The organism is Marinomonas sp. 63XJN7_9_ISO-PGPR-S23-217 (genome assembly GCF_056173515.1).
This window is the reverse complement of sequence record NZ_CM149678.1, coordinates 1999676-2026512: the sequence shown is the minus strand read 5'-3', so window position 1 is coordinate 2026512 and position 26837 is coordinate 1999676. Positions and strand designations below refer to the sequence as shown.

Sequence of the window (26837 nt, the reverse complement as noted above, 5' to 3'; positions counted from 1 at the left end):
TTATGTGCTAACAATCATTAAATAGCCCGATCTAATGTAGATGCTCTTATGACGGATATGAATAAGTACACTAAATTGATGCCTGTTTTATACCTACCTCATGGCGGTGGTCCTATGCCCCTTTTAGGCGAACCAGGACATAGGGATTTAATCGGTTTTTTAAAAAATATCTCTACCGAACTTCCAACACCCAAAGCCATTTTAATGATTAGTGGCCACTGGGAAAGTCACGTCGCGGCGATATCTTCTTCATCAAACCCTCAAATGCTCTACGATTACATGGGCTTTCCAAAAGAGTGCTATCAATACCAGTATCCTGCTGCAGGAAACCCGCCTCTGGCTCAACAGATTGCAAGGTTACTCAACGACCACAAAATTGATTGTATTTTAGATGAAAACCGTGGCTATGATCATGGCACTTTCGTGCCACTAATGCTGATGTATCCAAAGGCCAATATTCCCGTTGTGCAATTGTCGCTATTGCGCTCTCTGGATCCTGAGAAACATATTGCATTAGGGCAAGCCATTGCATCATTACGCGAACAAGGCATTCTAATTATTGGTTCAGGTATGTCCTTTCACGAACGAGATGGAAGCTATGAACACAGCGCACAATTTGATGATTGGTTAACCGTAACATTGGTTCATACCCATTCTCAAAAAGCGATGCAACGTTTAGTGAATTGGGCGTCTGCCCCAGCGGCACGAGATTGTCATCGAAGAGAAGATCATTTACTACCAATGCATGTTTGTTTTGGGGCCGCGATGGACACAACCAAGCATGCTGAAAAAATTTATGCAGGACTGTTATTTGGCAAGCGGATTGCGGGATTCTTGTGGCGTTAGTTGTTTTGTAGAAATGACTTTTACAGCATTCTCTCTCATCCAACGCATAACATAGACTTTTGAGACCTTATAACTAGAGGATACCATTATGAACGATCAAGCTTCTCGGCCAAACAAGGTATGCAAGCACGAACCCGGGGTTATTGTGCCAGTCATTAATCGTAATAAGTGCGAAGGCAAAGCAGACTGTGAAGTGGTTTGTCCTAAAGACGTTTTCATTATGGATATATTGCCTAAGTCTGAGCGCTCAACACTTTCTTTTGTAGGGAAACTAAAAGGGGCGGTCCATGGCTGGAAGCAAGCTTTTATGCCAAACATAGATGCCTGTGAGGGATGTGGATTATGTGTTTCCGCCTGCCCTGAAAACGCTATTACACTTAAGAAACGGTAACCTTATAAAGCTTGGTTAAACAATCCTCCACAAAAAAGTCGTTCAGTTGAACGACTTTTTTGTGGAGATGATATCTCTTTTGTTATTTACAACCACAGCCAGTGTGTTCGTCGCTCAGTGCTTGCCAGTTTTTCAATTTACTGGTGCCGCCGATGCCTGAGTTGAAGCTGTTGGTTGGGTCGGTTTTTTGGTAAAACTCACGCAACGCGGGTTTCGCAACGTATTCGTGGCCGACGTTGTGCTCGGCTGGGTATTCCGCGCCACGAGCATCGTAACTGGATAGAATTTGCTTCTTCACCGCTTTCGCATCAACGCCTTTTTTCATAATGTAGTTTTGGTGCATGACGTGGCAAAAGAAGTGACCGTAGTACATTTTTACGGCGACTTTGTCTTCGATGTCTTGTGGTAGCTCTTCGAACCAATCGCGTTCATTACGCGGGAATGCCACGTCTATGGTCATGATGGAACCAAGATCCTTGCCATTCATCACATGATAACGACTCAATGCGCCTCCCGTCACAAAGCGATGAAGGATGGCTTGATCGGCTTCTCGCTTGGTACACGCAAAGTAACCGCCTTCGTTATCATTAAAGAAGTTGTCTAAATAGGCTTGCGCTTCATCGACACCGTCGTTACTGGTTTCGACAATCCAGTGATGTTCGTATTTTTCACGAAAATCTTCCATGCGCTTTGGCAGATGATTGGGAAAAAGCTGACTCATATACTGCATCATGATGTCGGAAAATTTGGTCGGCATGAACTTAAATTTGCCAGCCCATCTATCAACAGTACGCTTTAAAGCAAACATTTTTGGAATGTATTTGGTGCCAAGTTTGTCGATCACCAAGTAGCTGTCTTTGCCGTATTTTTTACTGATGTCGTAGCTGCTGTTATGCATGTATTCGCCAGACACAGGTAGATTTTTAAAGGTCGACAGCATGTCGCGGCGCATTTGTTCCATCACCGCAGGATCATTGGTGCCAATGTAGAAGACTTGGTACTTTTCTGGAATAGGAAAGGTATCGATGCGCACGGCAAAGACAGCCAGTTTGCCTGCACAACCGGAAGCCTCGTACAAACGTCGTGGATCATTGTTAAAACGTGATGGCGTCTCGGCATCGACGTCCCGAATACGCTCATGATATTCGTTATCAGAACCGCGTTTGTCTGGGAATTGAATGTCTTTTTCTTGATAAGTTTTGTTTTGCAAATTTGTGAGAATGTCTTCTGGATCGCTTCCCAACTCAATGCCTAAGTTGTTCACCAATTGCAGTTCGCCATCGCCGTTCACTTGAGCAAACAACGACATTTCGGTATAAGCGGGACCACGCTGAACCAGTGCGCCACCTGAGTTATTACACACCCCGCCAACAATAGACGCGCCAATGCAAGAAGAACCAATTACTGAGTGAGGTTCCCGGCCGTATGGTTTAAGCGTGTCTTCCAAGCCAAATAATGTACTACCGGCTAACCCTATGATTTGTTTACCTTGATCGATAAGCTGAATGTCATCGATGCGCATGGTGCTGATAATAACAATAGGACGATCATAATCCGTGCCGTTAGGAGTTGAACCGCCCGTTAGCCCTGTATTGGCCGCTTGCATAATGACGATTACGTCAGCCTTCACACAGGCTTGCAAACACCGCCAAATTTCAACCAAACTACCGGGACGAACAACGGCATAAGCCTTGCCGCCACCAAGGCGAAAGCCTTGACTATAGGGTTTTGTCTTGTCTTCATCGGTTAAAGTGTATTGATTTCCTACGATGGCCTTTAACTCAGCGGCCAGATCTGAACTGCGGGGTGCTGTCATAAGAATAAGTTCGCAACCTATTGAGAGAAAGAAACAAGTATACTCGACTTAACGACGAGTAAAAAACACCCAACAGATAAAAAGCCTTGAAGGTAAAATAAAGAAAGCCAGAAAATCACCAAAAAGTGCGTTTTTTAGGATAAATGGCTGTTCCCTGGTTTTACTATGTTCTCTACTTTCCCTAGCCCTATTCTATGTTGCTCATTGCCGCAATACCCTTTTAAGATAATACGGTCACCATCCTCTACAAAGGTGCGCTGTTCACCATTGCTCAATGTTATGGGCTCTTTTCCCCCTGCGGTTAGTTCTAAAAGCGAGCCGGATTCTTCACGAGCTGGGCCCGATTGTGTACCGCTACCTAGCAGATCTCCCGGCTTTAAATCACAACCATTAATAGTATGGTGAGCAACCATTTGAGCAATGGTCCAATAGGACTCTTTAAAATTACTGGTTGAAAGACGCTCTGCAGGCTGGTTATTCAAACGCATTTTTTCCGTTTCGATCCAGACCTCTAGTTTAATATCAATCGCACCCTGGGTACGGTTGGTTGCCGAATCAAGGTAATCAAGCGGTTGAGGATCGTTCGCCTCTCGCGTCCAATGGCAACGATAAGGAGCCAGTGCCGCCATGGGCACAATCCAAGGGCTTAGGCTAGAAAAAAAGCTTTTCGATAAAAAAGGCCCTAACGGTTGGTATTCCCAAGCTTGAATATCTCGCGCTGACCAATCATTAAACATGGACACGCCAAACACATGCTGCTCCGCCTCATCAATAGCGATGGGCTCACCTAGCGAATTGCCTGTACCAATAAAAAAGCCCAGTTCTAACTCATAATCAAGACGCTGACAGAGGCCCAGTGCAGGACGGTCAGATTCTGGTACCTTTAACTGCCCTGCTGGCCGCTTAAAGGCCTCCCCTGAGATACGAATGGAAGACGCACGCCCATGATAGGCAACTGGCACCCATTTATAGTTTGGCAACAACGGATTATCGGGGCGAAACAAGGCTCCTACTCGCGAAGCATGGTGTACAGAGGTATAAAAATCCGAGTAATCACCAATTTGACAGGGAAGATGAAACACCACATCGGCCTGAGGTATGAAGCAGGGCTCTACCACTTCTTTGTATTCAATGTAACTGAATAACGCGGTTAATCGCTGCCGCAGTGCGCCCCATTGATCACTCCCTAATCCCATTAATGGATTGAGTGTACTTTGCCTAACCGACTCTCGTAACGGTGGGCTTAGGTCATCAAATAATCCCGCTTCTTCAAGCATGCGAAGGTTCACTACTTGATCACCCAGCCCCACACCGATTGAATGGCCTTGTTCCTTAGCGGAAAAGACGGCATAAGGCAGATTCGCTAATGGAAACTCACAACCTGGCGCGTTGGCACTAGCCAACCAACTTTTCAGTTTTTTCATACTCTCTCAATACCTCCTTTTAACCGCTCCAAAGCTTGGCCTTTATTATTATGCTTGGTTCCCAACAACCCCACGGGCCACTTGATCCCGTTCAATTGACTCAAACAAGGCCTTAAAGTTACCTTCGCCAAAGCCATCGTCCCCTTTGCGTTGGATAAACTCAAAAAAGACAGGACCGAGCTGATTCGTTGAGAATATTTGCAGCAATAAACGTGGAGCGGTTTCTGTTGTACCATCGAGTAAAATACCACGACTTTTTAGCTCATTTACCGCTTCACCATGACCGGGTAAGCGCTCTTCAAGCATCTCGTAATAGGTATCTGGCGGGGCGGTCATCAGCTCAATACCACTGGCACGCAGTGAGTCGACACTGGCGAATAAGTCTTCTGTTCGCAGGGCGATATGTTGAATTCCTTCCCCATTGAATGACATAAGAAACTCTTCAATTTGTCCCGTACCATTGGACGCCTCTTCATTCAACGGAATACGAATTTTGCCATCCGGCGCCGTCATGGCCCGTGAGGTTAGACCGGTATATTCGCCTTTGATATCAAAGTATCGAATCTCCCGAAAGTTAAACAAGGACTCATAAAAATGACTCCAATGTGCCATACGGCCTTTATAGACATTATGAGTTAGGTGATCGATCTCATAAAAACCGTGACCTTTAGGGTAACGATCCACCCCTGGAAGGAACTCGAAATCAATATCATAGATTGATGTTCCCTCTTCGTAGCGGTCAATCAGATAGATAGGGGCGCCACCAATACCTTTAATAGCAGGCAACCTAAGTTCCATGGGGCCAGTCGGAATATCCATTGGCTTAGCCCCTTTCGAGAGCACATAACGATAGGCTTCATGGGAGTTTCTTACCCGAAACGCCATACCTGATGCCGCATTACCATGCTCTTGACCAAAATAGTAAGCTTCACTGCCTTTTTCTTTATTTAAGATAAAGTTGATGCCACCTTGACGGTAAAGCGCCACGTCTTTCGAACGGTGTGTTGCGACCAATTCAAACCCTAAGAGACAAAACACCTCTGCGATTTTGTCTGGATTAGGGCCAGAAAACTCAACAAACTCAAAACCATTCAAACCAACTGGGTTATCAAACAGATCTGTCATTTTTGCATTCCTATTTAAGTATTTGAATTATGGTGCTTCATGCAGTGCAAATAGTGTGTTCAGATCTTTACAGGGGGCGGCATCGCCATGCCACGAACACTTCGTGACCAGTGTAGCGCGATAGATAGTGATAGGCGACCACCAGCAGGGTTAATCATGATGGCTATCCAATAGACTAGCAGGCTGAATAGATTCCCAGCATTCCACATAGTCTTTTTGTCGTTCTGGGGTATTGGCAGCAAATGTTGTGATACGTTGTGGGGCACTCGTTTCAAACATAAAGGCAAGCGTACCCTCTAATTTGTTTGGTGCCAATGACGATGTGGACGCCTTAGTATAAGCCTCATGATCAGGCCCATGGGGGGCCCCCGCATTATGCAGACTGGCGCCACCTGGGAGAAAGCCATTCGGCTTCGCATCATATACCCCATAAATTAGCCCCATAAACTCGGACATAACATTACGATGATACCAAGGCGGCCTAAAGGTATTGTCCGCCACTAACCAGCGGTTACCAAATACCACTACATCAATATTCGCCACGCCTGCTCGTAAGCCAGGTGAACTCAATACGGTAAAGATAGAAGGATCAGGATGATCATAGCTGATGGAGCCTAGCGTGTTAAAGCGCCTCAAATCATAGCGATAAGGCGCGTGATTTCCATGCCAACCTAAAACATCGAATGGGGAATGATCAAGGGTAAACTCACGAAAGTCTCCTTCTCGTTTTTCCATCACCCATGTCTTTATAGGTTGTTCAATATAGTTCGCCACGGGGTATTCAAAGTCTCGTTCATTCGCTAGACCATTGGCCCCGATAGCACCACGATTAGGTAATTCAAAAGGGGTTCCATAATTTTCTAACAAATACAGTTGGGTCGTCTGTTCACAAATAAACTCGACAAAAGCAGAACACGGAACAACTGCGAGATGACCAACCTCAACTTCTAATATGCCAAATTCGGTACGCAAGGTTATCGCTGCACTGATCGGCATCACAAGCATTTCGGCATCATGGTTTTGAAAGACAGGTTGCTGTTCTGGATTCAGAGTAGCAATGCTCGCGGACATGCCCGTTTGAGATCTAGCCCCTCCCGCAACGGTCAAGGTACGTACCGATTGTACCCAATGCCCTGCAGCGTCGGCTAATGGGCACCATCTAAGGGGATCAAACGCAATGTGTGTATTACTTTCATCGGCTTGGGATACCCAGTTTGTTACCTCCACCCGCTTTCCATCAGAACGATGGGCAACGCTTGGTCGGATGCGATACAGCCAACTGCGTAAATTATGCCCTTGGCCTGCCGTAAAAGACGAACCACTAATCTGCTCCGCATACAAACCAAATGGACAACGCTGAGGACTGTTCTGCCCAACTGGCAGCACACCAGATAGTGCCTCAGTTGAATGATGATTTCTAAAGCCGCTGAGATAGAACATAACTGAGCTCAACATAGCGAATGAAAAACCATAAAATCATTTCAAATGAAATGAGTCAAGCAGTTTTTCATTACTCTTCTTAAGGAGAAGTTCATAGAAACCCTATACAATGCACAACAATATTTTATCGTTAGACTCTCTGTTTGCGTGTTAGAAGGTAGGACATGTTTGATCTAAATAGCTTTATTCCATATCGCCTTAATCAGGCGGCCCAACAGACCTCTGAAGCCTTGGCGCGCAAATACAGAAAACAACTTGGCTTAAGCATTCCTGAATGGCGTGTTCTGACGCATCTAGGCCGCCATGATAAGCTTTCTGTCAGAGATTTAGAAAAGTCCATTGGTTTAGCCAGAGTCGCCGCCTCACGTGCCGGAAGCAATCTTTGTAACAAGGGGTGGGTCAAAAAAATCGTCAACGAACAAGATCGCCGTTTGGTAGAATTTTCCCTCACCGACGTGGGCCGAGAAAATTACGAGCGCGTGACTCTTCTTGCAGAGTCGACTGAAGCGCTACTGCTAAAATCACTCGCTGAGCCTGATCGGAAAAAATTACTGGAGTTACTGGATAAAATTGAAGAAAGCGCCAGACAAATAATTTGATAGAGTGTTTTGGAATCAGATTAAGTCGAAGTTAAAACATCATTTTCATTGCTAACAAAAATGACTGAGCCTTATTTGCTCAAAGGAAAATTGCTCAGTTAAGCCGCTAATTGTTAACTGAATAAATGAGAAAATCCGATATCAGCAAAGATATCGGATTTTCTATGAGGATTCAGTTCAGCCTTCTAGACCTTAATAACATGCTTAATGTCGCAGTTCTCAGACCTTGTACTCATACATTTAAAGGCCGTATCAAAGCCAATAGGCAAGCGCCTAAGCAACAACATTGATACGCTGCCCAATAGATTGCCCACTCAAGTTACGAGTAGGCGAGCTTGCTTGAACCTTACTAACATTGTGATCATCACTGTCACCATCACGCTCTGGGGCTGAGGTTGACTCGTTAACTTCTTGCGCAGAATAATGGGCTTTCGGGGTACTCACTGTACTCATAGATGATGAGCTCATGTTTGAACTAACATTCATTGTTTCTCCTCCAGTCTATTAAGCTATAAAATTAATAGCTGAATAGACGTTAACATTCCTTTCTGAAGCGAATCTTAACAATAAAAAAGAATGTTAGTTCAACCCTAAACGTTTACCCACCAAACACAACCGTCCGCTTACCATTCAAAAACACACGTTTTTCGATGTGACATTTCACCGCATTAAACAAAGTAACACGTTCGATATCTTGACCTTTTGCCACCAGATCTTCCACGTAGTGAGCGTGATTCACGACTTGGATACCTTGGGTGATGATCGGTCCTTCATCTAAATCGTTGTTCACGTAATGAGCTGTAGCCCCTACCATCTTCACCCCTTTTTCCCACGCTTGGTGATAGGGGCGAGCCCCCTTAAAACCAGGTAATAGAGAATGGTGAATATTAATCGCCCGGCCATCCAAGTATTCACACATGTCAGGAGACAATACTTGCATATAGCGGGCAAGAACCACCAGCTCAGTATCGTATTGCTCGATCAAACTCTTTACTTTTGCTTCTTGTTCTAGCTTGGTTTCCGCTGTGATGGGCAAATGGTAATACGGGATGCGATGCCATTTAGCGAGTTCTTCTAAATCCGGGTGATTTGAGATAATCACCGTCACATCAATGTTCAATTGCCCAGTTCGAAAACGGTAGAGCAAATCGTTCAAACAATGGTCATATTTTGAAACCATAATCGCCACTCGAGGACGATGGTTTGGCTCAGTCAGCGCCCATTCCATGTTGAACTCTTGCGCACGAGCCGAAAACTCCTGCTCGAACACACTGGCACTAAACCCTTCTTTTTTAGGCAAAAACTCAACACGAATAAAAAATCGCCCTGATTCTCTATCATCAAAGGAGTGAATTTCATCTACATAATGACCAGATTCCGCCATATAGCGGGTAACCACGTCAACCGTACCAATAATACTTGGGCAGCTCGCGGTAAAAATCCAAGGGGCGATTTTTGTTGTCATAAGAGTCTCTCAGATAAAAAGTGTTAAATACGACCAAAGTTTGACATCAGGCCTCGATCACAAGGCCATATTCCATGCTGGCATCTTGAAGCCACAACCAGATATAGTCCGCGAAGCTACGTCTTATAATGAGTTCAAATGCATTGTCGCCGGTGCGGCGCAACATCATTGCGCCACTTTTGGCAAACACACTGGACACCACCTTGCCAATCGGGAAAACACTCGGGTGAACATCAATTGGCGTTGATTTTTTCAGTACATCAACCACATTGTCGCCAGAGAGTTGCAAGATAGTGTAACCACTACTCACATTCACTAAGGAATAATGCCCTGAGACAGAGGTTTGAAAATCGCTTTCCAATTGAAACGCCACCGTTGCAGGTACGACGATAAACCATTCATCAGGCGATACCCAACGTACACTGATATCGCCTTTTTCACCCGCTTTCTCCACACTGGTCAGTGGTGTCGTTGGTAAAGCTACACCCAGTACGCTTTCGATTTCTGCCAATTGAGCCTCATCAGGCTTGGCCCGTAGGATCAATAAACCTTGCAGCAACTTTTCTTTAAGATGCACTCCGCCTTGGCCTTGCCCACGACTTGCCAGCGTCTCTAAATCCGCATGGTGTAATGGACTTTCTCCAACGATATCGGCTGGGATTTGATTCATCACCATTTTGCCTTTCGTCGCCTCTACTTTTTCATTAAGCATTGCATCAGACATTTTGGCGTTCCCCCTTTGGATCTAAAAATACTGGGCTGCATATTTCCGCTTCGACAACACGACCATCAACCAAGGGGTAATAGACTTTTTGCCCCATTTTATCGTGGCCGCCTTTCACAAATCCCATAGCGACAGAGCGACCTAGATTGGCACTCCAATAACTGGATGACACATGTCCTACCATCGGCATAGGAATAGACGCTTTCGGGTCGAATACCCCCTGTGCACCTTCTGGTAGCACCACATTTGGATCTGTGGTCTTTAAACCCACTAATTGCTTGCGATCTTTTCTGACACAGTCTTCACGCTGCATGCCACGTTTGCCGATAAAGCTAAACGGTTTTTGCATGGACACCGCCCAAGGCATACCCAAATCAAACGGGTGCACTGAGCCATCGGTATCTTGACCAGCAATAATAAAGCCTTTCTCCGCACGCAAGATGTGCATGGTTTCCGTACCGTAAGGCGTTAAGTTGAACTGTTTTCCTTGTTCAAACAAAGCTTTCCAAACGTGCATACCGTAATTAGCTTGTACGTTGATCTCGAAGGACAGCTCCCCGGTGAAGGAGATACGGAACACTCGAGCTGGTACACCAGCAACGGTCATGGCTTTCCAATCCATAAAGGACATGCTTTCTTTGGACACATCCCCATCCGTCAGGGTTTCTAATAAGCGACGGCTGTTCGGTCCAGAAATGGTCATGGTCGCCCAATGATCCGTTACACTGGTAAAATATACTTCCAGTTCTGGCCATTCTGTTTGATGGTAAAGCTCTAGCCACGACAACACATGGGCCGCCCCACCGGTTGTGGTTGTCATTAAGAAATGATTTTCCGCTAAGCAAGAGGTCACCCCGTCATCAAAGACCATACCATCTTCGCCACACATCAAACCGTAACGACATTTGCCCACCGCCAATTTCGCCCAAGCATTGGTATACACACGGCCTAAGAACTCACGAGCGTCTTTACCTTGAATGTCAATTTTCCCCAGCGTAGACGCATCCAAGATACCCACCGACTCACGAGTTGCTAAGCACTCTCGATTCAGCGCTTCTTGCATGGTTTCCCCCGCTTTTGGGTAATACCAAGGGCGTTTCCACTGACCAACGTCTTCAAACTTCGCACCATGCTCCATATGCCATTGATGCATGGCGGTATAACGTTTTGGATCAAACAACTCACCACAATCACGTCCAGCAATGGCACCAAAGGTCACCGGGGTGTAATTCGGACGGAAGATTGTTGTCCCCGTTTCGGGAATGGATTGCTTCAAATATTTCGCCGCAATCGCCATGCCGTTGATATTGCCCAGCTTACCTTGATCGGTACCAAACCCCATCGCGGTGTAGCGCTTAACGTGCTCGATGGATTCAAACCCTTCTCGACAAGCCAACTCAATACCCGCAGCGGTCACATCATTTTGCAAATCGACAAATTGCTTAGGCGCTTTGTGAGTCGGTTTTGGATGCGGAATATGAAACAAGGCCATAGGCTCAGCCTCATTCAAGGTTTCCGTTTCGGGAACACTCACATCGGCTGTTTTCATCGTCAATTTTTCTAACGCCGATTGCGCGGCATTCATACCTTGCTCAAGTGCCGCAGCCGTTGAGTAAGCGCCATTAATCGCGCCCGCTGTTAATTGCTGTTGCTGACTTGGTCCAGGCAAAAAGCCAACCACCTCATCATTCCACACGGGTCTTGAGCCAGTATGGCAAGATAAATGAATAACAGGGCTCCAGCCGCCAGAGCTGGCAACGGTATCGGCTTTTACTTCAATCACCGCCCCCTCTACTTGGTCGCCCGCCTCATTAAGCTTGGCAATAGAGACGCCAGTGACACGTTTGCTGCCTTGTACATCCACCACACCAGAGCCGAGCATCACTGTCATACCACGCTCACGAGCGGCTTCGACCAAAGTGCCTTTGGGGTTCTTACGGGTATCAACAATCGCTACCACATTGTGACCTGCGTCATGCCAATCTAACGCCGCACGATAGGCATTATCATTGGTGGTCATCAGAACCAAGTCCTTACCTGGTACCACACCGTAACGCTGAATATAGGTGGATACGGCATTGGCAACCATGCAGCCTGGTACATCATTATTGCCATAGACTAAAGGACGCTCATGTGCCCCCGTCGCTAAGACAACCCACTTGGCGCGTACACGATGCAAACGCTGACAAATTTGTCCATTGGGCGCTTTGTCAAAAGACTGATCTGTTAGGTGTTGATGAATGGTCAAAAAGTTGTGATCGTGATAACCATTCACCGTCGCATGGGTTAGCAGTTGCACATTATCAAAGCGGGCTAACTCTTTGACGACGTCGTCGACCCATTCTGTTGCGGGCTTATTGCCAATGCTTTCTTTACTGCTTAATAAGCTGCCGCCAAATTCGTTTTGCTCATCCGCTAAAATCACTCGTGCGCCGCCACGAGCCGCCGTCAACGCCGCCATCAGCCCGGCAGGGCCACCACCCACCACCAACACATCGCAATGTTGGTTCATGTTGTCGTATCGGTCAGGGTCGTTTTCTTTTGGCGAACGACCTAGACCTGCGGCCTTACGAATATAAGATTCGTAAGTTTCCCACATGGATTTTGGGTACATAAAGGTTTTGTAGTAAAACCCTGGTGGCATCATCTTTCCACCAAGTTTGCCCACCCAACTCATTAAATCATTCTCAACGTTGGGCCAACCATTGGTCACTTTACACACTAAACCATCATACAAGGCTTGTTGAGTCGCACGCACGTTAGGAATTTGTGTGGCTTCAGTGGCGCCCAATTGCATAATCGCGTTGGGCTCCTCTGCCCCTGCGGCCACAATGCCACGTGGTCGGCTGTATTTAAAACTACGTCCGATAATGTCCACGCCATTGGCCAGCAAAGCGGAGGCCAAAGTATCGCCTTCGTAGCCTTTGTACTGTTTGTCGTTAAAAGTAAAGGTGATCGGTTTAGATCGATCAATACGACCGCCAGTGGAAAGTCGACGCGTCTCTTTATGTGTCTGTTGAGCCATGAATAAATCCTCTACTCAGCAACAACACTTGGTTGTTCACCAAGCTTGTAGACTTCTTTGATTTCGTAGGTTTGCGTATTACGCGTCATATTAAAGAACTTACGACAGCCTGCCGCATGCACCCATAATTCATGGTGCAGCCCTCGTGGGTTACGACGAAAATACAAAAACTCTCCCCATTCTTTGTCTGAGCACGCATCCGGGTCTTTAGGCCGTTCTATATGGGCTTGACCTACAGGGTGAAATTCTTCTTCATCGCGACTTTCGCCACAATGAGGACAATAAATATGCAACATGGAACTTTCTCCTTTCCAGCCAACCTTTCTTTGCCAGAATGTCCTACTAGAATAAAAACGTAAAATCTAGCGCTAGTGAGCCACACCAGCTGCGCCGTGTTCGTCAACCAAGGACCCATCGTGAAAACGAAACATAGAAAACGGCTTCGCTAATGGGTGCATTTCTCCCTTCGCCAACGACGCAGCAAACACATTGCCTGACCCTGGCGTGGCTTTAAAACCACCCGTTCCCCAGCCACAGTTAAAAAACAGATTTTTGACGGGCGTTTCACTGATAATAGGACAAGCATCCGGCGTCGTATCAACGATACCGCCCCACTGACGGTTCATGCGCACTCGGCTGAATATTGGGAACATTTCGACAATCGCTTGGATCGTATGCTCAATGGTGCTGTAAGATCCTCGCTGGCCGTAACCGTTATAACCATCGATCCCCGCGCCAATTACCAAATCCCCTTTATCGGATTGTGATGCGTAACCATGTACTTGGTTAGACATGACCACGGTATCAAGAATTGGTTTGATCGGCTCAGACACTAAGGCTTGTAATGGATGCGACTCCAACGGCAATTCAAAGCCTGCCATCTTCGCTAGCACACTGGAATTCCCTGCGACCACACACCCCACACGATCGGCCTTAATATCGCCATAACGTTTGGTTCTCACCCCGACGACTGTATCGTCTTCAATGATCAGATCTTCCACTTCGGTTTGTTGGATCAAATCCACACCGTGAGCATCGGCTCCACGGGCAAAGCCCCATGCCACCGCATCGTGACGTGCAATCCCAGCTCGCGGTTGCCAAGATGCGCCAAGCACTGGATAGCGAGCGTTCTCAGAGCAATCTAGTGCAGGGACAATTTCTTTGACCTGTTTAGCATCCAACACCTCTCCATCGATACCGTTTAAACGGTTGGCATTGACACGTCGTTCAATATCACGCATATCCTGCAAAGTATGACCCAGATTCAAACAACCACGTTGAGAAAACATGACGTTGTAGTTCAAATCCTGAGACAAGCCTTCCCAGAGTTTCATGGCGTGCTCGTATAAATGTGCTGCCTCATCCCACAAGTAGTTGGAACGCACAATGGTGGTATTACGAGCCGTATTACCGCCCCCCAAGAACCCCTTCTCGATCACCGCGACGTTGGTCACACCAAACTGTTTAGCAAGGTAATAGGCCGTCGCCAAACCATGACCGCCACCGCCAACGATGATCACATCGTATTTCTTTTTCGGGGTTGGGTTACGCCAAACTCGTTGCCAATTTTCATGATGACTGAAACTATGCTTCAGCAACGCAAAGCCTGAATAATGCTGCATTTGGTCAGTTCCCTATATAGACAAAAACCTACTGATGACAGCCACGATGATACGGGCTGTGATTTACAGAATTATGCTTGGAAACGTCCACACCATGACGATTTACGACAGAGGGGATGGCGGCTTTGGGTAAGCCCATCGCTCTAAGGGCTGAGCTGTTTTTGATCTACCTCAAAACGCCCCACCTTTTATATAAAAAATCAAATCACACCGAAAAATCTGCACACATTTATTTGCAAACAAATGCTTGCAATCTTATAGTCCTGCAAAGCGTCGCTCAATCAGGCTACAGCCATGCCGCCTATCAAACCTGAATTAACAAATGAAAAACGCACTTTCTCTCGGATTGTACCGGATACCATCGCGCTTAAAGCTCTGGCCCATCCTGTGCGGCTGAGTATTTTAGGGATACTACGCATTAATGGTCCGACGACCGCTTCTTTGCTGGCAGAACGCCTAGGGCAGAACAGTTGATTAAAAAGCTCGATGGCCTCCTGCTGGAGGCGCTAGAAAATGCGCCAAAGCCTTATGAAAATGCGGCAAAAAATTGGCTGCCATTTTCCATGATGGTGCATACCTTCCCCTATCCCGGCCATCTTCCTTATCGCAACGAGGACGAGGCGTTATGAGGAAACAAATCAGTTTCTATGCTCTGCTAATAGCCGAGGCTTTTTCAATTTCCGGTACCATGCTCTCGTCGATGGCTATTCCTTGGTTGGTGTTAACCATCACAGGCAGCCCGGTGCTAACGGGGCTAGTCGCCATGACGGAAATGATTCCTTATGTCATTGCCAAAGTGCTGGGGGGGCCTTTGATTGACCGGATCGGGGCAAAAAAAATTGCCGTTTTCTGCGACACCTTCTCTGTCATGATCATAGCATTGATCCCCCTGCTCCATTGGATGGATAAGCTCAGCATGCCAATACTGTTTCCTGTGGTGTTTCTGATGGGATTGCTTCGCGGACCAGCCGATGCGGCCAAAAGCTCGCTAGTTCCAGATATTGCCGAACTGACAAAAATGCCTCTCGAACGACTTACTGGTATGGCTGGAGCCATTCAGCGACTCGCATCAACCATTGGTACCGCTGGAGCAGGAGCGTTAATTGCCTTAATGGGACCAAGTCAGGCTCTTGCTATTAATGCCATTGCCTTCATCTTTAGCACCCTAATTATCGCCATTGGCATTCCTTTGATTTCTCCCGCCAAACACATCCAGACAGAGGGAAAAATTACTTCTTATGTTAAAGAGTTATTGGAAGGCTGGCATTTCTTGCGTAAAGATGTGGTTCTGGTCAGCATTGTCCTCATGGTGGCTGCTACCAACTTGCTGGACCAAGCCTTTTTCGTGGTGATGATGCCAGTGTGGGCTAAAACAAACGCCTACGGCACTGAAATGTTAGGAATAGTACTGGCTGCTTTTTCCGGTTCATCAGTACTGGGCTCCATTATCGCTAGCTTTATCGGGAGTCGTATGCCTAGGTTACCCGTGTACGTTATCGCTTTTTTACTCACGGGATTTCCTCGTTTTTTGGTATTTGCTCTTAGTGCCCCGCTGCCAACGGTTTTTATAACGTTATCAATCGCTGGATTGGCTGCGGGCTTTATCAACCCGATATTATTTACCGTGCTATTCGAGAGAACCCCGAAAGCTATGACAGGTCGGGTGATGTCTATTTTTCAGGCCGCCTGTTTTGCCCTGTTACCATTTGGTGGATTACTTGGCGGCACATTAGTCAGCTTCAGTGGGCTTTCCAACACTTTTATGGCTATCGGAGTAATCTATCTGATACTGACGCTATCACCCTTAACAATAAAAGGGTTTCGTGATTTTGGTAAACGAAAAATCAACGATTTTGAGGTGTCTTAGCCTTTGCGTTTTACCGTAGTTAAATTCATTTTAGATCTCAACAATAACCAACATACTTAGTTTAGATAAGAGAATCAGCCAATATAAGCCACGGACACTGAAAGATATGTTGCTAGCAAACTTTTGACCAGCTCTCAAACTCCCTTATTATCTAAGTGATGGCGCTTCACTTTTAAAACCGCCTTATTCAGAGGCGACTATGTAATCAGCTTTTGCATTGCTATATTGGTCGTTTTATATCCGTTTGACTTGTATAAGTTATATGCCGCTGTGTTATTTTCAAACACATGCAACCCGATCTTTTTAATAATTTACTAGCGTACCCTTTTACGCCTAAATTCTGCATATACAAAAATTAGACAAGGAGAAACCATTTTTATACCTATACGGAATCAAAACTATAAAGCTCTTTGTGCATCATCGATTATTTCATTAATAATCTCTGACACGCTTTGCCTTTTCTTAATACACTCTACTGTCTGCCCTGCCCAATGAGGCATGGCCTCAATATGCCCAGAAATGCCTTTGTGGAGTTCTACTGCAGCATATTTTGGAATGTTTCTTATGTCACCCGTAATAGGATCACAGGATGTACCCACATAGTCACCTTCAAACGCCATAGCGGATTCAAGAGAAGAACGAAGCACTCGGTGTGGTGCGTCTGGCCAACCGATAGAAAATTTGTCGGTGTACACTGTATCGGTAGCATTAGCCTGAATTAATGCTTCGACATAATCAGGATGGGCCTCGGTTTCATAAGCGGCTAAGAAGCGCGTACCGCATCGAACACCAGCCGCGCCAGCTGACAACACGGCAGCAAGAGATTCTCCCGAACCAACGCCACCACCAGCAAGAACAGGGATATTTACAGCACCGATCACTTGATCGAGCAAGGCGAATATATCAATCGTGCCACGGACGTGCCCACCCGCCTCAATGGACTGTACCGTGATAAAATCACAGCCCGCCTCTTCGGCCAATAGTGCTTCTTCTAATGAGCCCACTTGCCAACTGGTGATGGCTCCTGCTTTTTTGGCGACATCAACTAGCTTTTTATCTGGCTTACCCCAGAAAAAATCCACCACATCCAACAATCCAGCAGCAACTTCCACCGTTTCGATATCAATCGGCTGATACAAGAGAAAATTCGCCCCAACCTTTTTGGATGTCAGAGCATAGGTTTCTTGAACGATCTTTTCTATCACTTCCCCACTGTAGCCCGTTAACGACAGCATGCCTAAACCACCCCCATTGGCAACCGCTGAGGCTAAACTTGGTGTAGAAGTACCTTTCCCCATTGGGGATTGTTGAATGGGGACATCACAACCCACCAAATGAGTAAATTCTGTTTTTATCATACTGAGCTCCTTTTGGCTGGATAGTGAAGAGACTAAACGTTATACAAAACGCTTTGTTAGATTCGCCACTCTATGAGCAAGAAATTCTGCCGATAATAAATCTTGGGGGTGGACGGTGCCATTTGTGGATTGAGCAACGACGCCTAGTTGGCAACCAAGTCGGTTCACATCCATTGTTTCGCCATAAGAAGCATCTAAACCGACCCAAAGCATACCGTGCTGGCTAGAAAGCGTAGAAAAATATTGCAAAGTATTCGTTTGATCGCCATTTAGACCAGTTCCAGAGGTAATGCCTGCGGCCAGTTTTCCGGATAAGCTCTGATTCGTCCAAAAAACACTCGTTGCATCAGCAAAGGCTTTGAATTGAGCGGATGCATTTCCCATATAGGTTGGAGAACCAAAGATAACGGCGCGGCATAAAGACAGCTCATCTAGAACAGACGCCTTAATAAATCGGCCTTCGATAATGTCAGTCCCCTGAATGCAGTATGAGAATGTACTCAACCCTGCCAATTCAATTGCTCTTTGCGCCGCTGACATTAGCGTTGCCGTTATGTCCGTTTTAGAAAAATAGATTAACGCAACATCCGCCACATTGAATTCCCCCCTAGAAATACTACTTAATCAAATCATTCATCCTGTCGACTACGATATAACGCCGCATGTTCAAGACAATACTCACCAGATAACTCTGCCATGATCTGAGCTCCTTGCAGCATTGCTGGTAGTTTGCCATAGGCCCAGACGCTTATCTCCTCACCTGACTCTTGGCAAATCACAGGAATACAGACTTTCCGATACCCATCTGGAAAGGTAATTCTTTCCAACGTATCCATTTCAGTTAAGACCTCTTCCGCCACCTCAAAAACTTGCCCTTTGATGGGGGAGCCTTCGCCAGGCTGTAAAACAAGCCAAGGTGAAAAGCGTTCACCGACTAAATAGAGCGGGTACCGTTCTTTGGTTGCAAAGTCGCCTCGGTAACGAATGCCTTTATTTGTTTTAAAGTTCGGAAACCCTTCTTTTAAGGTTCCAAATACAAAGACCTTGTACACAAAACATATTCCTTATTCACGGGGTCGTCATTATCATACCCTGTCGGTTAGTTTTTCCACCCACTTTGCTCGCCAATCTGGTGCGCGGTAGTTTTCCGGCCAAAATTCGGTTTGTTTGGCAATGAGCCCAGTTTCTATGTCGACGGTATGGAAGGTAATTGCTCTATCAGTTCGAGTACCGTCTGAGACAGTCACATCGGTAACAACGTGGCGCTCTTCAACGACGATACTGTTTAGTTGAAAAGTCCATATCCCGTTAGCAGGATAGTGGCTATTGATATTGGCAAAGTTTTCTCGCCCTAAAATGACCTCATTGCTCTGCGGCCATTCACAACGAAAATTGTCCGCTAAATATTGGCTAGCGGCAAAGAAATCGTTGCTTCTCATGGCCTGCCAATACGCTAGAACAATTTGTTTCGCTTCCATAGCAACCTTTACCTCAAGCTTTTTTTTCATTTACGCCCCCTGTCGTTAAGGCGCTTTATTTGCTGTCATGACTCGGTTCAATAGGGATCAATTTGGTGCGGACAACACCAAATACAGCAAGACAAGCCCCCAGCAATGCAATCACTGACAAAATTAATCGGTAATGCACATCATCAATAAAAAAATTCAAGAGACTTGGGATGAGTATTAATGCATAGCCCGCAAATTTGAATTTCATTGTTGCGGGGTCAATTGTCAACCATTGATCGCAATGTGGACATTGCACTTCAATTCTTTTTCCACCTTTTTGAATATTTTTAAAGGCTTTGTTTTTGCTAGCAGTATTGCAAGATGGGCATTTCATTTGGGCTTCCTTAGTGTCTTAGTAATGGACAAAACAAATCGCCCCATTCGTTTATCGACCATAAATAATATTACGATTGACTCTATATACTTCCTCAAAATTGACTAAAAATGCATATAAAACCCATTACTAAACTTACAAAACCGCTTTTTACTTTCATAAAAAGCCCCAGATCTTCCGCCGAGCCAGAAGATTGGTAGACTTCGCTGCACAATAAAACAAACAGAAAAATAAAGAGAGTCCTCCATGATCTTAACCGATGCTACGACGGCACAATCAAGTATTCGTGCGCAAAAAATCGTGTTTGCCCTAGTCGGCGCCGTTATCCTTATCACCACTTACTTAGGTAAAATGCCTTCCGGTATCATTGGTGCGATGGGCATTATGGCTGTAGTCGGCTTTATTCTAAACTATATTGGGGACCGGACCCCCATTATCAACCAATATTTCGGTGGCGGAGCTATCGTTGTTATTTTTGGTTCTTCTTACCTTTTCCACAACAGTGGCCTATTCCCACAAAACTCTATCGATACCATGACGACTTTTATGAAGAGCGGTGGTTTCTTAGGATTTTACGTGGCAAGTTTGGTCACTGGCTCCATTTTCGGCATGAAAACAGAGACCTTGAAAAAAGCTGCTCTGCGTTACATTCCGGTTATTTTGGCCTCAGCAGCGGTCGCTTGTTTACTAGCAGGCACATTATCTATGCTGGTTGGTAAAGGTTTCTACCATGGATTCATGTACATTGGTCTGCCTATTATGGGCGGCGGTATGGGCGCGGGTGCCGTACCACTGGTTCAGATTCTTCACTCAACAACGGGGGTCGACTCTACAACACTGATGTCCACTATGGTGCCTGCTCTACTGATCGGTAATGCTATTGCCATTATTATGGGTGGTTTGCTAAATAAACTGGGGGCTATCATCCCTAGCTGGACTGGTAATGGCGAGTTAATTCGTGGCGAAATCAATCTAGAACCTGAAGCATCAGAAAAAGAAGCGCCTATTACCATCCAAACGCTAGCAACAGGCGCTCTATTAGCGATTAGTATGTTTTTCTTAGGCTCTTTACTGCACAGTTTCATTGATATGCCTTTGTATGCATTGATGATCATTTCTGTTGCCATTATTAAAGTATTGAACCTAATGCCTGTCGAACTGGAACAAGCGGCACAATCTTGGTTTAAATTTGTTGTTGGCAATTTAACCCCTGCACTCCTAGTGGGTATCGGTGTGGTTTATACCAACATTAACCTGATCCTTGATGCCTTAACGCCTATGTACTTCATTCTTGTATTAGCTACTGTGGTTGGTGCGATGATTGGTGCTGGTCTAATGGGTCGTTTGATGGGCTTTTACCCTATCGAGTCTGCCATTACTGGTGGTCTTTGTATGGCAAACATGGGTGGAACAGGCGATGTTGCGGTATTGGCTGCGTGTAAACGTATGAACCTAATGCCTTTCGCTCAGATCTCATCACGAATTGGTGGTGCATTTATGCTGATTTTGGCTTCGATCGTGATCCAGATGTTCTCTTAAGTCTTATTAAATAAGCCATCTCTAGAGAGAAGCCCATAACGGCTTCTCTCTTTTACTTCACTTCTCCCTTCCCTCCTTACTCATTATTTGTACATGTTGTATACTAGCGTTTCTTCTTTTATTTACCCTGATTCGCGAATGACCTTAAAGTCCTATCTTGCCCTGATCACATTATCGACCATTACCATTATTGTGGTTGCTGTGGGTGTGGTATTTGGTTACTCCTTAAAACAAACCTACCTAGAAGGCATCAGTCAGCGAGGCATAGAACTGGCCCGAGTCGTGGCCCACGATGAAAAGGTCATTAAAGCCGTTCAGCAAAGCAATTCAGGTATACCGACCTCACTTGAACACTACATTGAGACCTTGCGTTCCAGTACAGACGCCTCGTTTATTGTTGTGGTGAATAAACACGCCATTCGTTTGAGCCACCCTATTGCCACACGTGTTGGTAAAAAATTCGTAGGTAATGATGTTTACGAAGCACTGGATAAAGGGCGTGATTATACGGATGTCTCCCGAGGCTCTTTAGGCATGGCCATTCGAAATTTCACCCCTATTCGCGTGGATGGCAAGATCATTGGGGCTGTGAGCATTGGTTATTTGTCGAAGCCAACAGGGGATCTAATCTATCGACACTTGCAAGAAGCGGCCCTTCTCGTTGGTTTTGTCTATTTACTAGGCATCGTTATTGCCGGTTTTTTTATCCTCAAACTAAAACGGACTTTTTTAAGCCTTGAGCCAGAGGAAATTGTCCAGAAGTTTAAAGAACAAGAGTTACTGCTCGATAGTATTCGCGATGGAATTATCGCCATCGACACTCACCAAAAGATCACCACAATCAATAATACCGCCGTTGAATGGCTCGACAGAAATATCCCCAGTCGCTATCAGGTCATCGGGGATCAACTTAGCAATCACTCTCAGGCCTTGTCACATTTTGCACTGGAAGCCAATGGCCAGTTATCAAAACGTGACTTCCATATTGGCAAAGTGGCGTTTTACGCTAACCTTTATCCTATGCATCACAAAAAAGGCCAATATGGCTACGTGATTGTGTTTTTCCCTAACTATGAAGAAAAATCCCTTGAGCAAGAGCTGATTACCACAAAAAACTACGCAGATTTATTGCGTGCTAAAACCCATGAGTATTCTAATCGGTTAAATGTTTTGTCAGGCATGTTGCAAAGCGAGCGCTATCACGATGCCGTCGAATATTTGCAACAAGAAAGCGACGGGTATCAGAAGATTCTCAGACAAGTGATTCACTCCATTGAAAACAGCGCCGTAGCTGGATTAATCCTTGCCAAGCAGAACAAAGCGCTTGATTCTAAAGTAGAGTTTCATATCGATGCTGACAGTTACTTAGGAGGCTACCCTGCCCAGGTCTCGGAGAATTTAGTAACATTACTTGGTAATTTAATTGATAATGCTCTACTGGCTGCCTGGTCCAATCGCGATCAGACCCCTCCAGAAATTAGTCTCTATATCAGTGACCGCAGTGCACATATTATGATTGAATTAGAAGACAGCGGTGCGGGCATTCCAGACGATTTAGAAAATCGGATTTTGGATTTTGGCATCAGCAGTAAACACAGCTCAGAACAGCATGGTATCGGCTTATACCTAGTGAAAAAAATTGTCGATCAATATCAAGGCAGCTTGGATTGGGAACGTAGTGAAGCCCATACGACCGTCTTTAGCGTGTATTTAGATAAACAGGCACTAACGAGATGAATATGATTCCTGTCATGGTCGTCGAAGACGATATTCGAGCCAGCTATGTGCTCGAAAATACCATAAACCAACATAACGAGTTTCAAGTCGTTGCGGTATGCGAAAGTGTAGCGGAAGCCCTTTTAAAAGCAGACGCCTTTTCCCCAGAATTGATTATGGTGGACATTACGCTACCCGATGGGGATGGCATTGACTTAATTCGTCAATTAAAAAGCCATAACTTTGACGGCACCTTCATCATGACAACTGCAGAGCGTGAAACCTCGACCATAGAGAAAGCCATCCAATTAGGCGTCATGGATTATCTGGTAAAGCCACTGCGCATGTCTCGTGTATTACAAGCCTTAACAGACTACCTTGATTTAAGAAAGCAATTAGCCAGATCCGGAAAAATTGATCAGGAAGGTATCGACGCCCTATTTCGTAAGCCCGTATCACTAGCGAACCGACGAAAAACACCAAAAGGTATTGATGAAAAAACACTCGAAGTATTAAACGAGCATTTAGAGACATTGGGAGAAAACGACTTTACCGCAGAAGAAGTAGGCAATGCGATCAATTTGAGCCGTATTACCACACGACGCTACCTTGAATATTTAGAAGAATGCGGACAAGTGACTATGACACTCGACTATAAAACGGGTGGTCGCCCTAAACAGCGCTATACAAAAACCTCTACATCTTGATAAACCCCATCAAATTAATGGGTACCGGGTCGTTAGCGTAACGAGGCATCTAGTTCATCGATTGCTGCGACCCATTGCTCGAAAAGCATAGAATACTTCGTTCAGACCGTAACATTTCATCTTGGAGAACAGCGCAATGGGACGAATGAAGCGTTGGTTTACTCACCTACTTGGCGTCAAAAGGCCGATTACTAATATTATTTTAGTTGGCATCGACTATCCAAGCTACGCCCTAGCGCAGGCCTTGCAAAATACCCATACTCACTTAAAAATCGTTGCCTTAATTGATGAGGAGCCATGGGTTAATAAAACTCAAATGCATGGTATTACCATTTATTACCCAAGCGATTTATGCGCTCTGATTAAAAAACATAGCGTAAAATGGGTTATTCAAATTGACGGTCAGAAGCCCAAACTCGCACCTGAAGTCATTCACGAAATTCAAACGAGTAAAGCGACTCTATTACACTTTCCTTCTGATATACCCCTCGAAGAGCAAATCGATCAACTAAAAACTATCCCTAATTAAATACAATAAGACAATCGTATTTAATATCGAATCAAACTCAGGTGGTGAAGACACCTAATGGCTCATCACCCTATTTGGAAAATTAACAGTAGCACACTGTCTTCCTCCAAATAGGATGATGAGTCGAATACGAAGTAATTAAGTGAAATAGCCTATTGATAGGCGACGGAAGTAGCGGAGTGAGATGCCATAGCAACCGCTTGGCTAGGCGAATTAATCGCATTCAGTAAAGCCTGTTTAGAGGACATTGCCACAACACTTAACGGATCTTTAGAGGCCGCTTTAGGAAGGTCAATATCACCTCGTTGCGCTAGAATAGTTTGCAAGGCACCTACATTCACTTTGTCTTGCCCTTCTTTTATTTTGTTGAGTTCATCAGGTGTTAGCGAAGCAACTTTACCCCCCGGTAAGTAGATAGCCCCCGTCGCAAAGTCAACACCAAAAGCAACCACACCAGGTACAAAGAAAAACAGTAACCCAAGCGCATCCAATACTGCCACGCCCACATCAATCCTTCCAGACTCTTGACCGCGACGATCAGGGTATAAAATCGTTCCACATGCCGTTAGCTGAGTCACCAGTAGTGCCGCCACGACACCACGCGTCATCGTTCGAGTAATCGTTTTATTATTTGAGCTTACCATTACTTATCCTCGTATTACTGTTAGTAGAAATACTCTATCCCTGAATGCATGAACAGGCAAACCATGCCGTTTTAGTTTCACAAAGCTTTCGATCTAGAATAGCTTCATGACAAACATAGTGAAAGACGAAAAATAAAAAGCCCTTTCTTTAGCCAACAAAGAACTAAATACCCCCAACCAATAAAAAGATCAATAAAAAAATCTAATGGATAAATCTCTTTTTTCCGCTATGATGCAATTCAAAGCTATAAAAACTGACAAAAAAATAACAATAAATTTACAAAAAATACAACAACAAGGGATATGAAAATGAAACAAGCAAATTCTGCTCAGCATTTATTCTCTTTTTTAATGAAAGATAAAATTGTTGCCTCCCCCGGTTTTAATCGTTGGCTTGTCCCTCCCGCCTCTATTGCCATTCATTTATGCATTGGTTCTGTTTACGCTTGGAGCATTTTCAACCCAGCGCTAACCAAAGAGTTTGGCGTTGTGACCAGTGCTGCAGAAGACTGGAGTTTAAGCAGTGTCGTTTGGATTTTTTCAGTAGCTATTGTGTTTTTAGGGCTTGCTGCCGCCATCGCAGGAAAGTGGCTTGAAGAGGTTGGGCCTCGTTGTGTTGGCGTCACTGCTGCCTTTCTTTGGGGCGGTGGCTTTATTATTGGCAGTATCGGCATTTCCACCCATCAATTATGGCTTCTCTATTTGGGGTATGGCGTATTAGGCGGCTGCGGCTTAGGACTTGGCTACGTATCTCCTGTATCAACGCTGTTACGCTGGTTCCCTGATAAAAGAGGTATGGCAACTGGTATGGCAATCATGGGATTTGGTGGCGGTGCTATCATTGGCGCGCCACTAATCACTTATTTATTGGCAAAGTTTGCCACTGCACCGACCTATCTTGGTACTGAATCGGCCATTCATTTAATCACAGAAGGCGGTAAGCGTTTTGCTGAATTGGCAAGTGGTAAGGTAGAAGTAGTGGTCGCAACGGCTGCGGAAGCCGCTAAACTTCCTATGCCTGGCGATGCTGGTGTGTATGTGGTTGGCACAGGAAATACTGGCGCCTCTAGTGTGTTTCTTACCCTTGGCATTATTTATTTTATTATAATGATACTGGCTTCTTTCGCGTATCGTATTCCTGCGAAAAACTGGAAACCGGAAGGATGGGTTCCACCCGTTAAAGACAATGCCATTAGCAACATGATCACGACCAATAGCGTCCATATTGATCAGTCGTTAAAAACACCTCAATTCTGGCTTTTATGGATTGTATTATGTTTTAACGTTACCGCAGGAATTGGTGTCATTGGTATCGCTAAAACCATGATGACAGAAATTTTTGGGACAACCTTACCCACGATTGCTACAGCCAGCTTTGCTGGCACTTATGTTCTAATGATTTCAGTGTTTAATATGTGCGGCCGCTTTTTCTGGGCATCGACCTCCGACTTTATTGGCCGCAAAAACACATTTCATTGCTTTTTTGTCATCGGTACACTTTTGTACCTTTCCATTCCTTATGCCGCCTCTGCCGTCAGCGCCGATCCATCCATCACTTGGCTCATTTTATTTTATGCGGCGACCATGATTATTTTTACAATGTATGGTGGTGGCTTTGCGACTATCCCTGCGTATTTGGCCGATATTTTTGGCACTCTTCACGTTGGCGGTATACATGGGCGTTTATTAACCGCTTGGTCAACTGCGGGCGTTCTTGGGCCGTTTGTTATTACGTATTTAAGAAACTTATCCGTCGAAAATGCCATCAAAAATTTAGCCAGCAAGATCGACCCCGCCGCGTTTCAAGCTAAGTTTAACGCGCCTATCAGTCAATTAAATGAGTTAGTGGCGGCCAAAACGGTCACGGTTGCCAAGTTAATGGAAATAGCCCCGATTGGTACGATTGACCCAACCTCTAGCCTGTACAACACAACCATGTATGTCATGGCTGGCTTATTAGTGATTGCATTTTTTGCCAACCTAATGGTAAGGCCGGTCCAAGCGAAACATCACGTAGGTCATACTCACCCAGACCTAAAAGCATAACGCAAACCCGGCACTGCCTAGCGCATTCCAGTCAGTGCCGTTATTTACACAGCAAAATATAAGTTGAGACTTTTGCACGACTACTGCGCTTGCCAATACTTTGTTAAAAACA

At 45.3% G+C, this 26837-nt stretch carries 27 protein-coding genes; 11 read left to right on the top strand and 16 right to left on the bottom strand.

Translation table 11 applies throughout. The features are described 5' to 3' along the window. The first annotated feature begins 48 nt into the window (after positions 1 to 48). On the top strand, positions 49 to 846 hold the full coding sequence (locus AC0VYI_RS09510; RefSeq protein WP_475448938.1) for a DODA-type extradiol aromatic ring-opening family dioxygenase: 798 nt from the start codon (positions 49 to 51) through the stop codon (positions 844 to 846). An 88-nt stretch (positions 847 to 934) separates the two neighbouring features. Continuing rightward, entirely contained in the window at positions 935 to 1237 is a 303-nt protein-coding gene (locus AC0VYI_RS09505) for a 4Fe-4S dicluster domain-containing protein (RefSeq protein ID WP_475448936.1), read from the top strand. An 82-nt stretch (positions 1238 to 1319) separates the two neighbouring features. Here AC0VYI_RS09505 and dld read toward each other — a convergent pair whose 3' ends face one another. From dld to hmgA, 4 genes are all read right to left on the bottom strand, one after another. Further along, positions 1320 to 3053, bottom strand: coding sequence for a D-lactate dehydrogenase (gene dld / locus AC0VYI_RS09500; protein WP_475448934.1), 1734 nt, complete (start codon positions 3051 to 3053; stop codon positions 1320 to 1322). Between the two features lie 134 nt (positions 3054 to 3187). Next, positions 3188 to 4477 (bottom strand): fumarylacetoacetase, encoded by a 1290-nt coding sequence (gene fahA, locus AC0VYI_RS09495; protein WP_475448933.1) that lies wholly within the window; start codon positions 4475 to 4477, stop codon positions 3188 to 3190. Between the two features lie 48 nt (positions 4478 to 4525). Further along, entirely contained in the window at positions 4526 to 5602 is a 1077-nt protein-coding gene (hppD, locus tag AC0VYI_RS09490; RefSeq protein ID WP_475448931.1) for a 4-hydroxyphenylpyruvate dioxygenase, read from the bottom strand. Between the two features lie 150 nt (positions 5603 to 5752). Then, the gene (gene hmgA / locus AC0VYI_RS09485; RefSeq protein ID WP_475448929.1) at positions 5753 to 7042 is read right to left on the bottom strand and encodes a homogentisate 1,2-dioxygenase; all 1290 of its coding nucleotides are present in this window, start codon (positions 7040 to 7042) and stop codon (positions 5753 to 5755) included. Between the two features lie 164 nt (positions 7043 to 7206). Between hmgA and AC0VYI_RS09480 the strand changes: the two genes are divergently transcribed. Continuing rightward, a complete protein-coding gene (locus AC0VYI_RS09480; protein WP_475448928.1) occupies positions 7207 to 7641 on the top strand; it encodes a MarR family winged helix-turn-helix transcriptional regulator in 435 nt (144 codons plus the stop codon). A 273-nt stretch (positions 7642 to 7914) separates the two neighbouring features. Here AC0VYI_RS09480 and AC0VYI_RS09475 read toward each other — a convergent pair whose 3' ends face one another. From AC0VYI_RS09475 to AC0VYI_RS09450, 6 genes are all read right to left on the bottom strand, one after another. Beyond that, the gene (locus tag AC0VYI_RS09475; protein WP_475431975.1) at positions 7915 to 8127 is read right to left on the bottom strand and encodes a hypothetical protein; all 213 of its coding nucleotides are present in this window, start codon (positions 8125 to 8127) and stop codon (positions 7915 to 7917) included. Positions 8128 to 8239: 112 nt separating this feature from the next. Next, positions 8240 to 9106, bottom strand: a complete 867-nt coding sequence (gene purU, locus AC0VYI_RS09470) for a formyltetrahydrofolate deformylase (RefSeq protein WP_199476050.1) — start codon at positions 9104 to 9106, stop codon at positions 8240 to 8242. Positions 9107 to 9152: 46 nt separating this feature from the next. Further along, complete coding sequence (locus AC0VYI_RS09465; RefSeq protein ID WP_475448925.1) at positions 9153 to 9830, bottom strand: sarcosine oxidase subunit gamma; 678 nt, start codon at positions 9828 to 9830, stop codon at positions 9153 to 9155. Then, positions 9823 to 12855, bottom strand: coding sequence for a sarcosine oxidase subunit alpha (locus tag AC0VYI_RS09460; protein ID WP_475448924.1), 3033 nt, complete (start codon positions 12853 to 12855; stop codon positions 9823 to 9825). The genes AC0VYI_RS09465 and AC0VYI_RS09460 overlap by 8 nt, the downstream gene beginning before the upstream one ends. Before the next feature lie 11 nt (positions 12856 to 12866). Further along, positions 12867 to 13151: a sarcosine oxidase subunit delta gene (locus AC0VYI_RS09455; protein WP_199476047.1), complete on the bottom strand. Its 285-nt coding sequence runs from the start codon at positions 13149 to 13151 to the stop codon at positions 12867 to 12869. A gap of 72 nt (positions 13152 to 13223) precedes the next feature. Continuing rightward, positions 13224 to 14477, bottom strand: a complete 1254-nt coding sequence (locus tag AC0VYI_RS09450) for a sarcosine oxidase subunit beta family protein (RefSeq protein ID WP_199476046.1) — start codon at positions 14475 to 14477, stop codon at positions 13224 to 13226. Between the two features lie 294 nt (positions 14478 to 14771). Between AC0VYI_RS09450 and AC0VYI_RS09445 the strand changes: the two genes are divergently transcribed. The 3 genes from AC0VYI_RS09445 to AC0VYI_RS09435 are packed head-to-tail and all read left to right on the top strand — an operon-like array spanning position 14772 to position 16344. Beyond that, the gene (locus AC0VYI_RS09445; protein ID WP_475448922.1) at positions 14772 to 14951 is read left to right on the top strand and encodes a winged helix-turn-helix domain-containing protein; all 180 of its coding nucleotides are present in this window, start codon (positions 14772 to 14774) and stop codon (positions 14949 to 14951) included. Then, a complete protein-coding gene (locus AC0VYI_RS09440; protein ID WP_475448921.1) occupies positions 14948 to 15106 on the top strand; it encodes a hypothetical protein in 159 nt (52 codons plus the stop codon). Before AC0VYI_RS09445 ends, AC0VYI_RS09440 begins: the two co-directional genes overlap by 4 nt. After that, positions 15103 to 16344, top strand: a complete 1242-nt coding sequence (locus AC0VYI_RS09435; protein WP_475448919.1) for an MFS transporter — start codon at positions 15103 to 15105, stop codon at positions 16342 to 16344. Before AC0VYI_RS09440 ends, AC0VYI_RS09435 begins: the two co-directional genes overlap by 4 nt. Before the next feature lie 398 nt (positions 16345 to 16742). On the opposite strand, the gene AC0VYI_RS09430 is transcribed toward AC0VYI_RS09435, so the two are convergent. From AC0VYI_RS09430 to AC0VYI_RS09410, 5 genes are read right to left on the bottom strand one after another with little or no spacing between them, the layout of a single operon-like run. Further along, positions 16743 to 17702 carry an NAD(P)H-dependent flavin oxidoreductase gene (locus AC0VYI_RS09430; protein WP_475448918.1) on the bottom strand — a complete coding sequence of 320 codons (960 nt, stop codon included), beginning with the start codon at positions 17700 to 17702 and terminating at the stop codon, positions 16743 to 16745. Between the two features lie 39 nt (positions 17703 to 17741). Further along, positions 17742 to 18296 (bottom strand): flavodoxin family protein, encoded by a 555-nt coding sequence (locus AC0VYI_RS09425; protein WP_475448916.1) that lies wholly within the window; start codon positions 18294 to 18296, stop codon positions 17742 to 17744. 35 nt (positions 18297 to 18331) lie between these two features. Then, positions 18332 to 18754 (bottom strand): gamma-glutamylcyclotransferase family protein, encoded by a 423-nt coding sequence (locus tag AC0VYI_RS09420; protein ID WP_067016306.1) that lies wholly within the window; start codon positions 18752 to 18754, stop codon positions 18332 to 18334. Positions 18755 to 18787: 33 nt separating this feature from the next. Further along, positions 18788 to 19210 carry a nuclear transport factor 2 family protein gene (locus AC0VYI_RS09415; protein WP_475448915.1) on the bottom strand — a complete coding sequence of 141 codons (423 nt, stop codon included), beginning with the start codon at positions 19208 to 19210 and terminating at the stop codon, positions 18788 to 18790. 25 nt (positions 19211 to 19235) lie between these two features. Beyond that, positions 19236 to 19544, bottom strand: a complete 309-nt coding sequence (locus tag AC0VYI_RS09410) for a hypothetical protein (RefSeq protein WP_199476041.1) — start codon at positions 19542 to 19544, stop codon at positions 19236 to 19238. Positions 19545 to 19790: 246 nt separating this feature from the next. Between AC0VYI_RS09410 and AC0VYI_RS09405 the strand changes: the two genes are divergently transcribed. From AC0VYI_RS09405 to AC0VYI_RS09390, 4 genes are all read left to right on the top strand, one after another. Then, entirely contained in the window at positions 19791 to 21083 is a 1293-nt protein-coding gene (locus tag AC0VYI_RS09405) for a 2-hydroxycarboxylate transporter family protein (protein ID WP_475448913.1), read from the top strand. A 138-nt stretch (positions 21084 to 21221) separates the two neighbouring features. Next, positions 21222 to 22820 carry an ATP-binding protein gene (locus tag AC0VYI_RS09400; RefSeq protein WP_475448911.1) on the top strand — a complete coding sequence of 533 codons (1599 nt, stop codon included), beginning with the start codon at positions 21222 to 21224 and terminating at the stop codon, positions 22818 to 22820. A gap of 2 nt (positions 22821 to 22822) precedes the next feature. Beyond that, on the top strand, positions 22823 to 23506 hold the full coding sequence (locus tag AC0VYI_RS09395) for a response regulator (RefSeq protein WP_475448909.1): 684 nt from the start codon (positions 22823 to 22825) through the stop codon (positions 23504 to 23506). 136 nt (positions 23507 to 23642) lie between these two features. After that, entirely contained in the window at positions 23643 to 24035 is a 393-nt protein-coding gene (locus tag AC0VYI_RS09390) for a nucleoside-diphosphate sugar epimerase/dehydratase (protein ID WP_199476037.1), read from the top strand. A 152-nt stretch (positions 24036 to 24187) separates the two neighbouring features. Here the strand turns inward: AC0VYI_RS09390 and AC0VYI_RS09385 are convergent, their stop codons facing one another. After that, on the bottom strand, positions 24188 to 24679 hold the full coding sequence (locus AC0VYI_RS09385) for a hypothetical protein (protein WP_475448908.1): 492 nt from the start codon (positions 24677 to 24679) through the stop codon (positions 24188 to 24190). 309 nt (positions 24680 to 24988) lie between these two features. Here AC0VYI_RS09385 and AC0VYI_RS09380 point away from each other — a divergent pair, with 309 nt between their 5' ends. Beyond that, positions 24989 to 26725, top strand: a complete 1737-nt coding sequence (locus AC0VYI_RS09380; RefSeq protein WP_475448906.1) for an OFA family MFS transporter — start codon at positions 24989 to 24991, stop codon at positions 26723 to 26725. Positions 26726 to 26837: the final 112 nt, after the last annotated feature.

Coding starts and splice junctions, on each gene's coding strand:
- AC0VYI_RS09510 (WP_475448938.1), top strand. CDS start 49: ATGACGGATATGAATAAGTACACTAAATTGATGCCTGTTTTATACCTA.
- AC0VYI_RS09505 (WP_475448936.1), top strand. CDS start 935: ATGAACGATCAAGCTTCTCGGCCAAACAAGGTATGCAAGCACGAACCC.
- dld (WP_475448934.1), bottom strand. CDS start 3,053: ATGACAGCACCCCGCAGTTCAGATCTGGCCGCTGAGTTAAAGGCCATC.
- fahA (WP_475448933.1), bottom strand. CDS start 4,477: ATGAAAAAACTGAAAAGTTGGTTGGCTAGTGCCAACGCGCCAGGTTGT.
- hppD (WP_475448931.1), bottom strand. CDS start 5,602: ATGACAGATCTGTTTGATAACCCAGTTGGTTTGAATGGTTTTGAGTTT.
- hmgA (WP_475448929.1), bottom strand. CDS start 7,042: ATGTTCTATCTCAGCGGCTTTAGAAATCATCATTCAACTGAGGCACTA.
- AC0VYI_RS09480 (WP_475448928.1), top strand. CDS start 7,207: ATGTTTGATCTAAATAGCTTTATTCCATATCGCCTTAATCAGGCGGCC.
- AC0VYI_RS09475 (WP_475431975.1), bottom strand. CDS start 8,127: ATGAATGTTAGTTCAAACATGAGCTCATCATCTATGAGTACAGTGAGT.
- purU (WP_199476050.1), bottom strand. CDS start 9,106: ATGACAACAAAAATCGCCCCTTGGATTTTTACCGCGAGCTGCCCAAGT.
- AC0VYI_RS09465 (WP_475448925.1), bottom strand. CDS start 9,830: ATGTCTGATGCAATGCTTAATGAAAAAGTAGAGGCGACGAAAGGCAAA.
- AC0VYI_RS09460 (WP_475448924.1), bottom strand. CDS start 12,855: ATGGCTCAACAGACACATAAAGAGACGCGTCGACTTTCCACTGGCGGT.
- AC0VYI_RS09455 (WP_199476047.1), bottom strand. CDS start 13,151: ATGTTGCATATTTATTGTCCTCATTGTGGCGAAAGTCGCGATGAAGAA.
- AC0VYI_RS09450 (WP_199476046.1), bottom strand. CDS start 14,477: ATGCAGCATTATTCAGGCTTTGCGTTGCTGAAGCATAGTTTCAGTCAT.
- AC0VYI_RS09445 (WP_475448922.1), top strand. CDS start 14,772: ATGCCGCCTATCAAACCTGAATTAACAAATGAAAAACGCACTTTCTCT.
- AC0VYI_RS09435 (WP_475448919.1), top strand. CDS start 15,103: ATGAGGAAACAAATCAGTTTCTATGCTCTGCTAATAGCCGAGGCTTTT.
- AC0VYI_RS09430 (WP_475448918.1), bottom strand. CDS start 17,702: ATGATAAAAACAGAATTTACTCATTTGGTGGGTTGTGATGTCCCCATT.
- AC0VYI_RS09415 (WP_475448915.1), bottom strand. CDS start 19,210: ATGAAAAAAAAGCTTGAGGTAAAGGTTGCTATGGAAGCGAAACAAATT.
- AC0VYI_RS09410 (WP_199476041.1), bottom strand. CDS start 19,544: ATGAAATGCCCATCTTGCAATACTGCTAGCAAAAACAAAGCCTTTAAA.
- AC0VYI_RS09405 (WP_475448913.1), top strand. CDS start 19,791: ATGATCTTAACCGATGCTACGACGGCACAATCAAGTATTCGTGCGCAA.
- AC0VYI_RS09400 (WP_475448911.1), top strand. CDS start 21,222: ATGACCTTAAAGTCCTATCTTGCCCTGATCACATTATCGACCATTACC.
- AC0VYI_RS09395 (WP_475448909.1), top strand. CDS start 22,823: ATGATTCCTGTCATGGTCGTCGAAGACGATATTCGAGCCAGCTATGTG.
- AC0VYI_RS09390 (WP_199476037.1), top strand. CDS start 23,643: ATGGGACGAATGAAGCGTTGGTTTACTCACCTACTTGGCGTCAAAAGG.
- AC0VYI_RS09385 (WP_475448908.1), bottom strand. CDS start 24,679: ATGGTAAGCTCAAATAATAAAACGATTACTCGAACGATGACGCGTGGT.
- AC0VYI_RS09380 (WP_475448906.1), top strand. CDS start 24,989: ATGAAACAAGCAAATTCTGCTCAGCATTTATTCTCTTTTTTAATGAAA.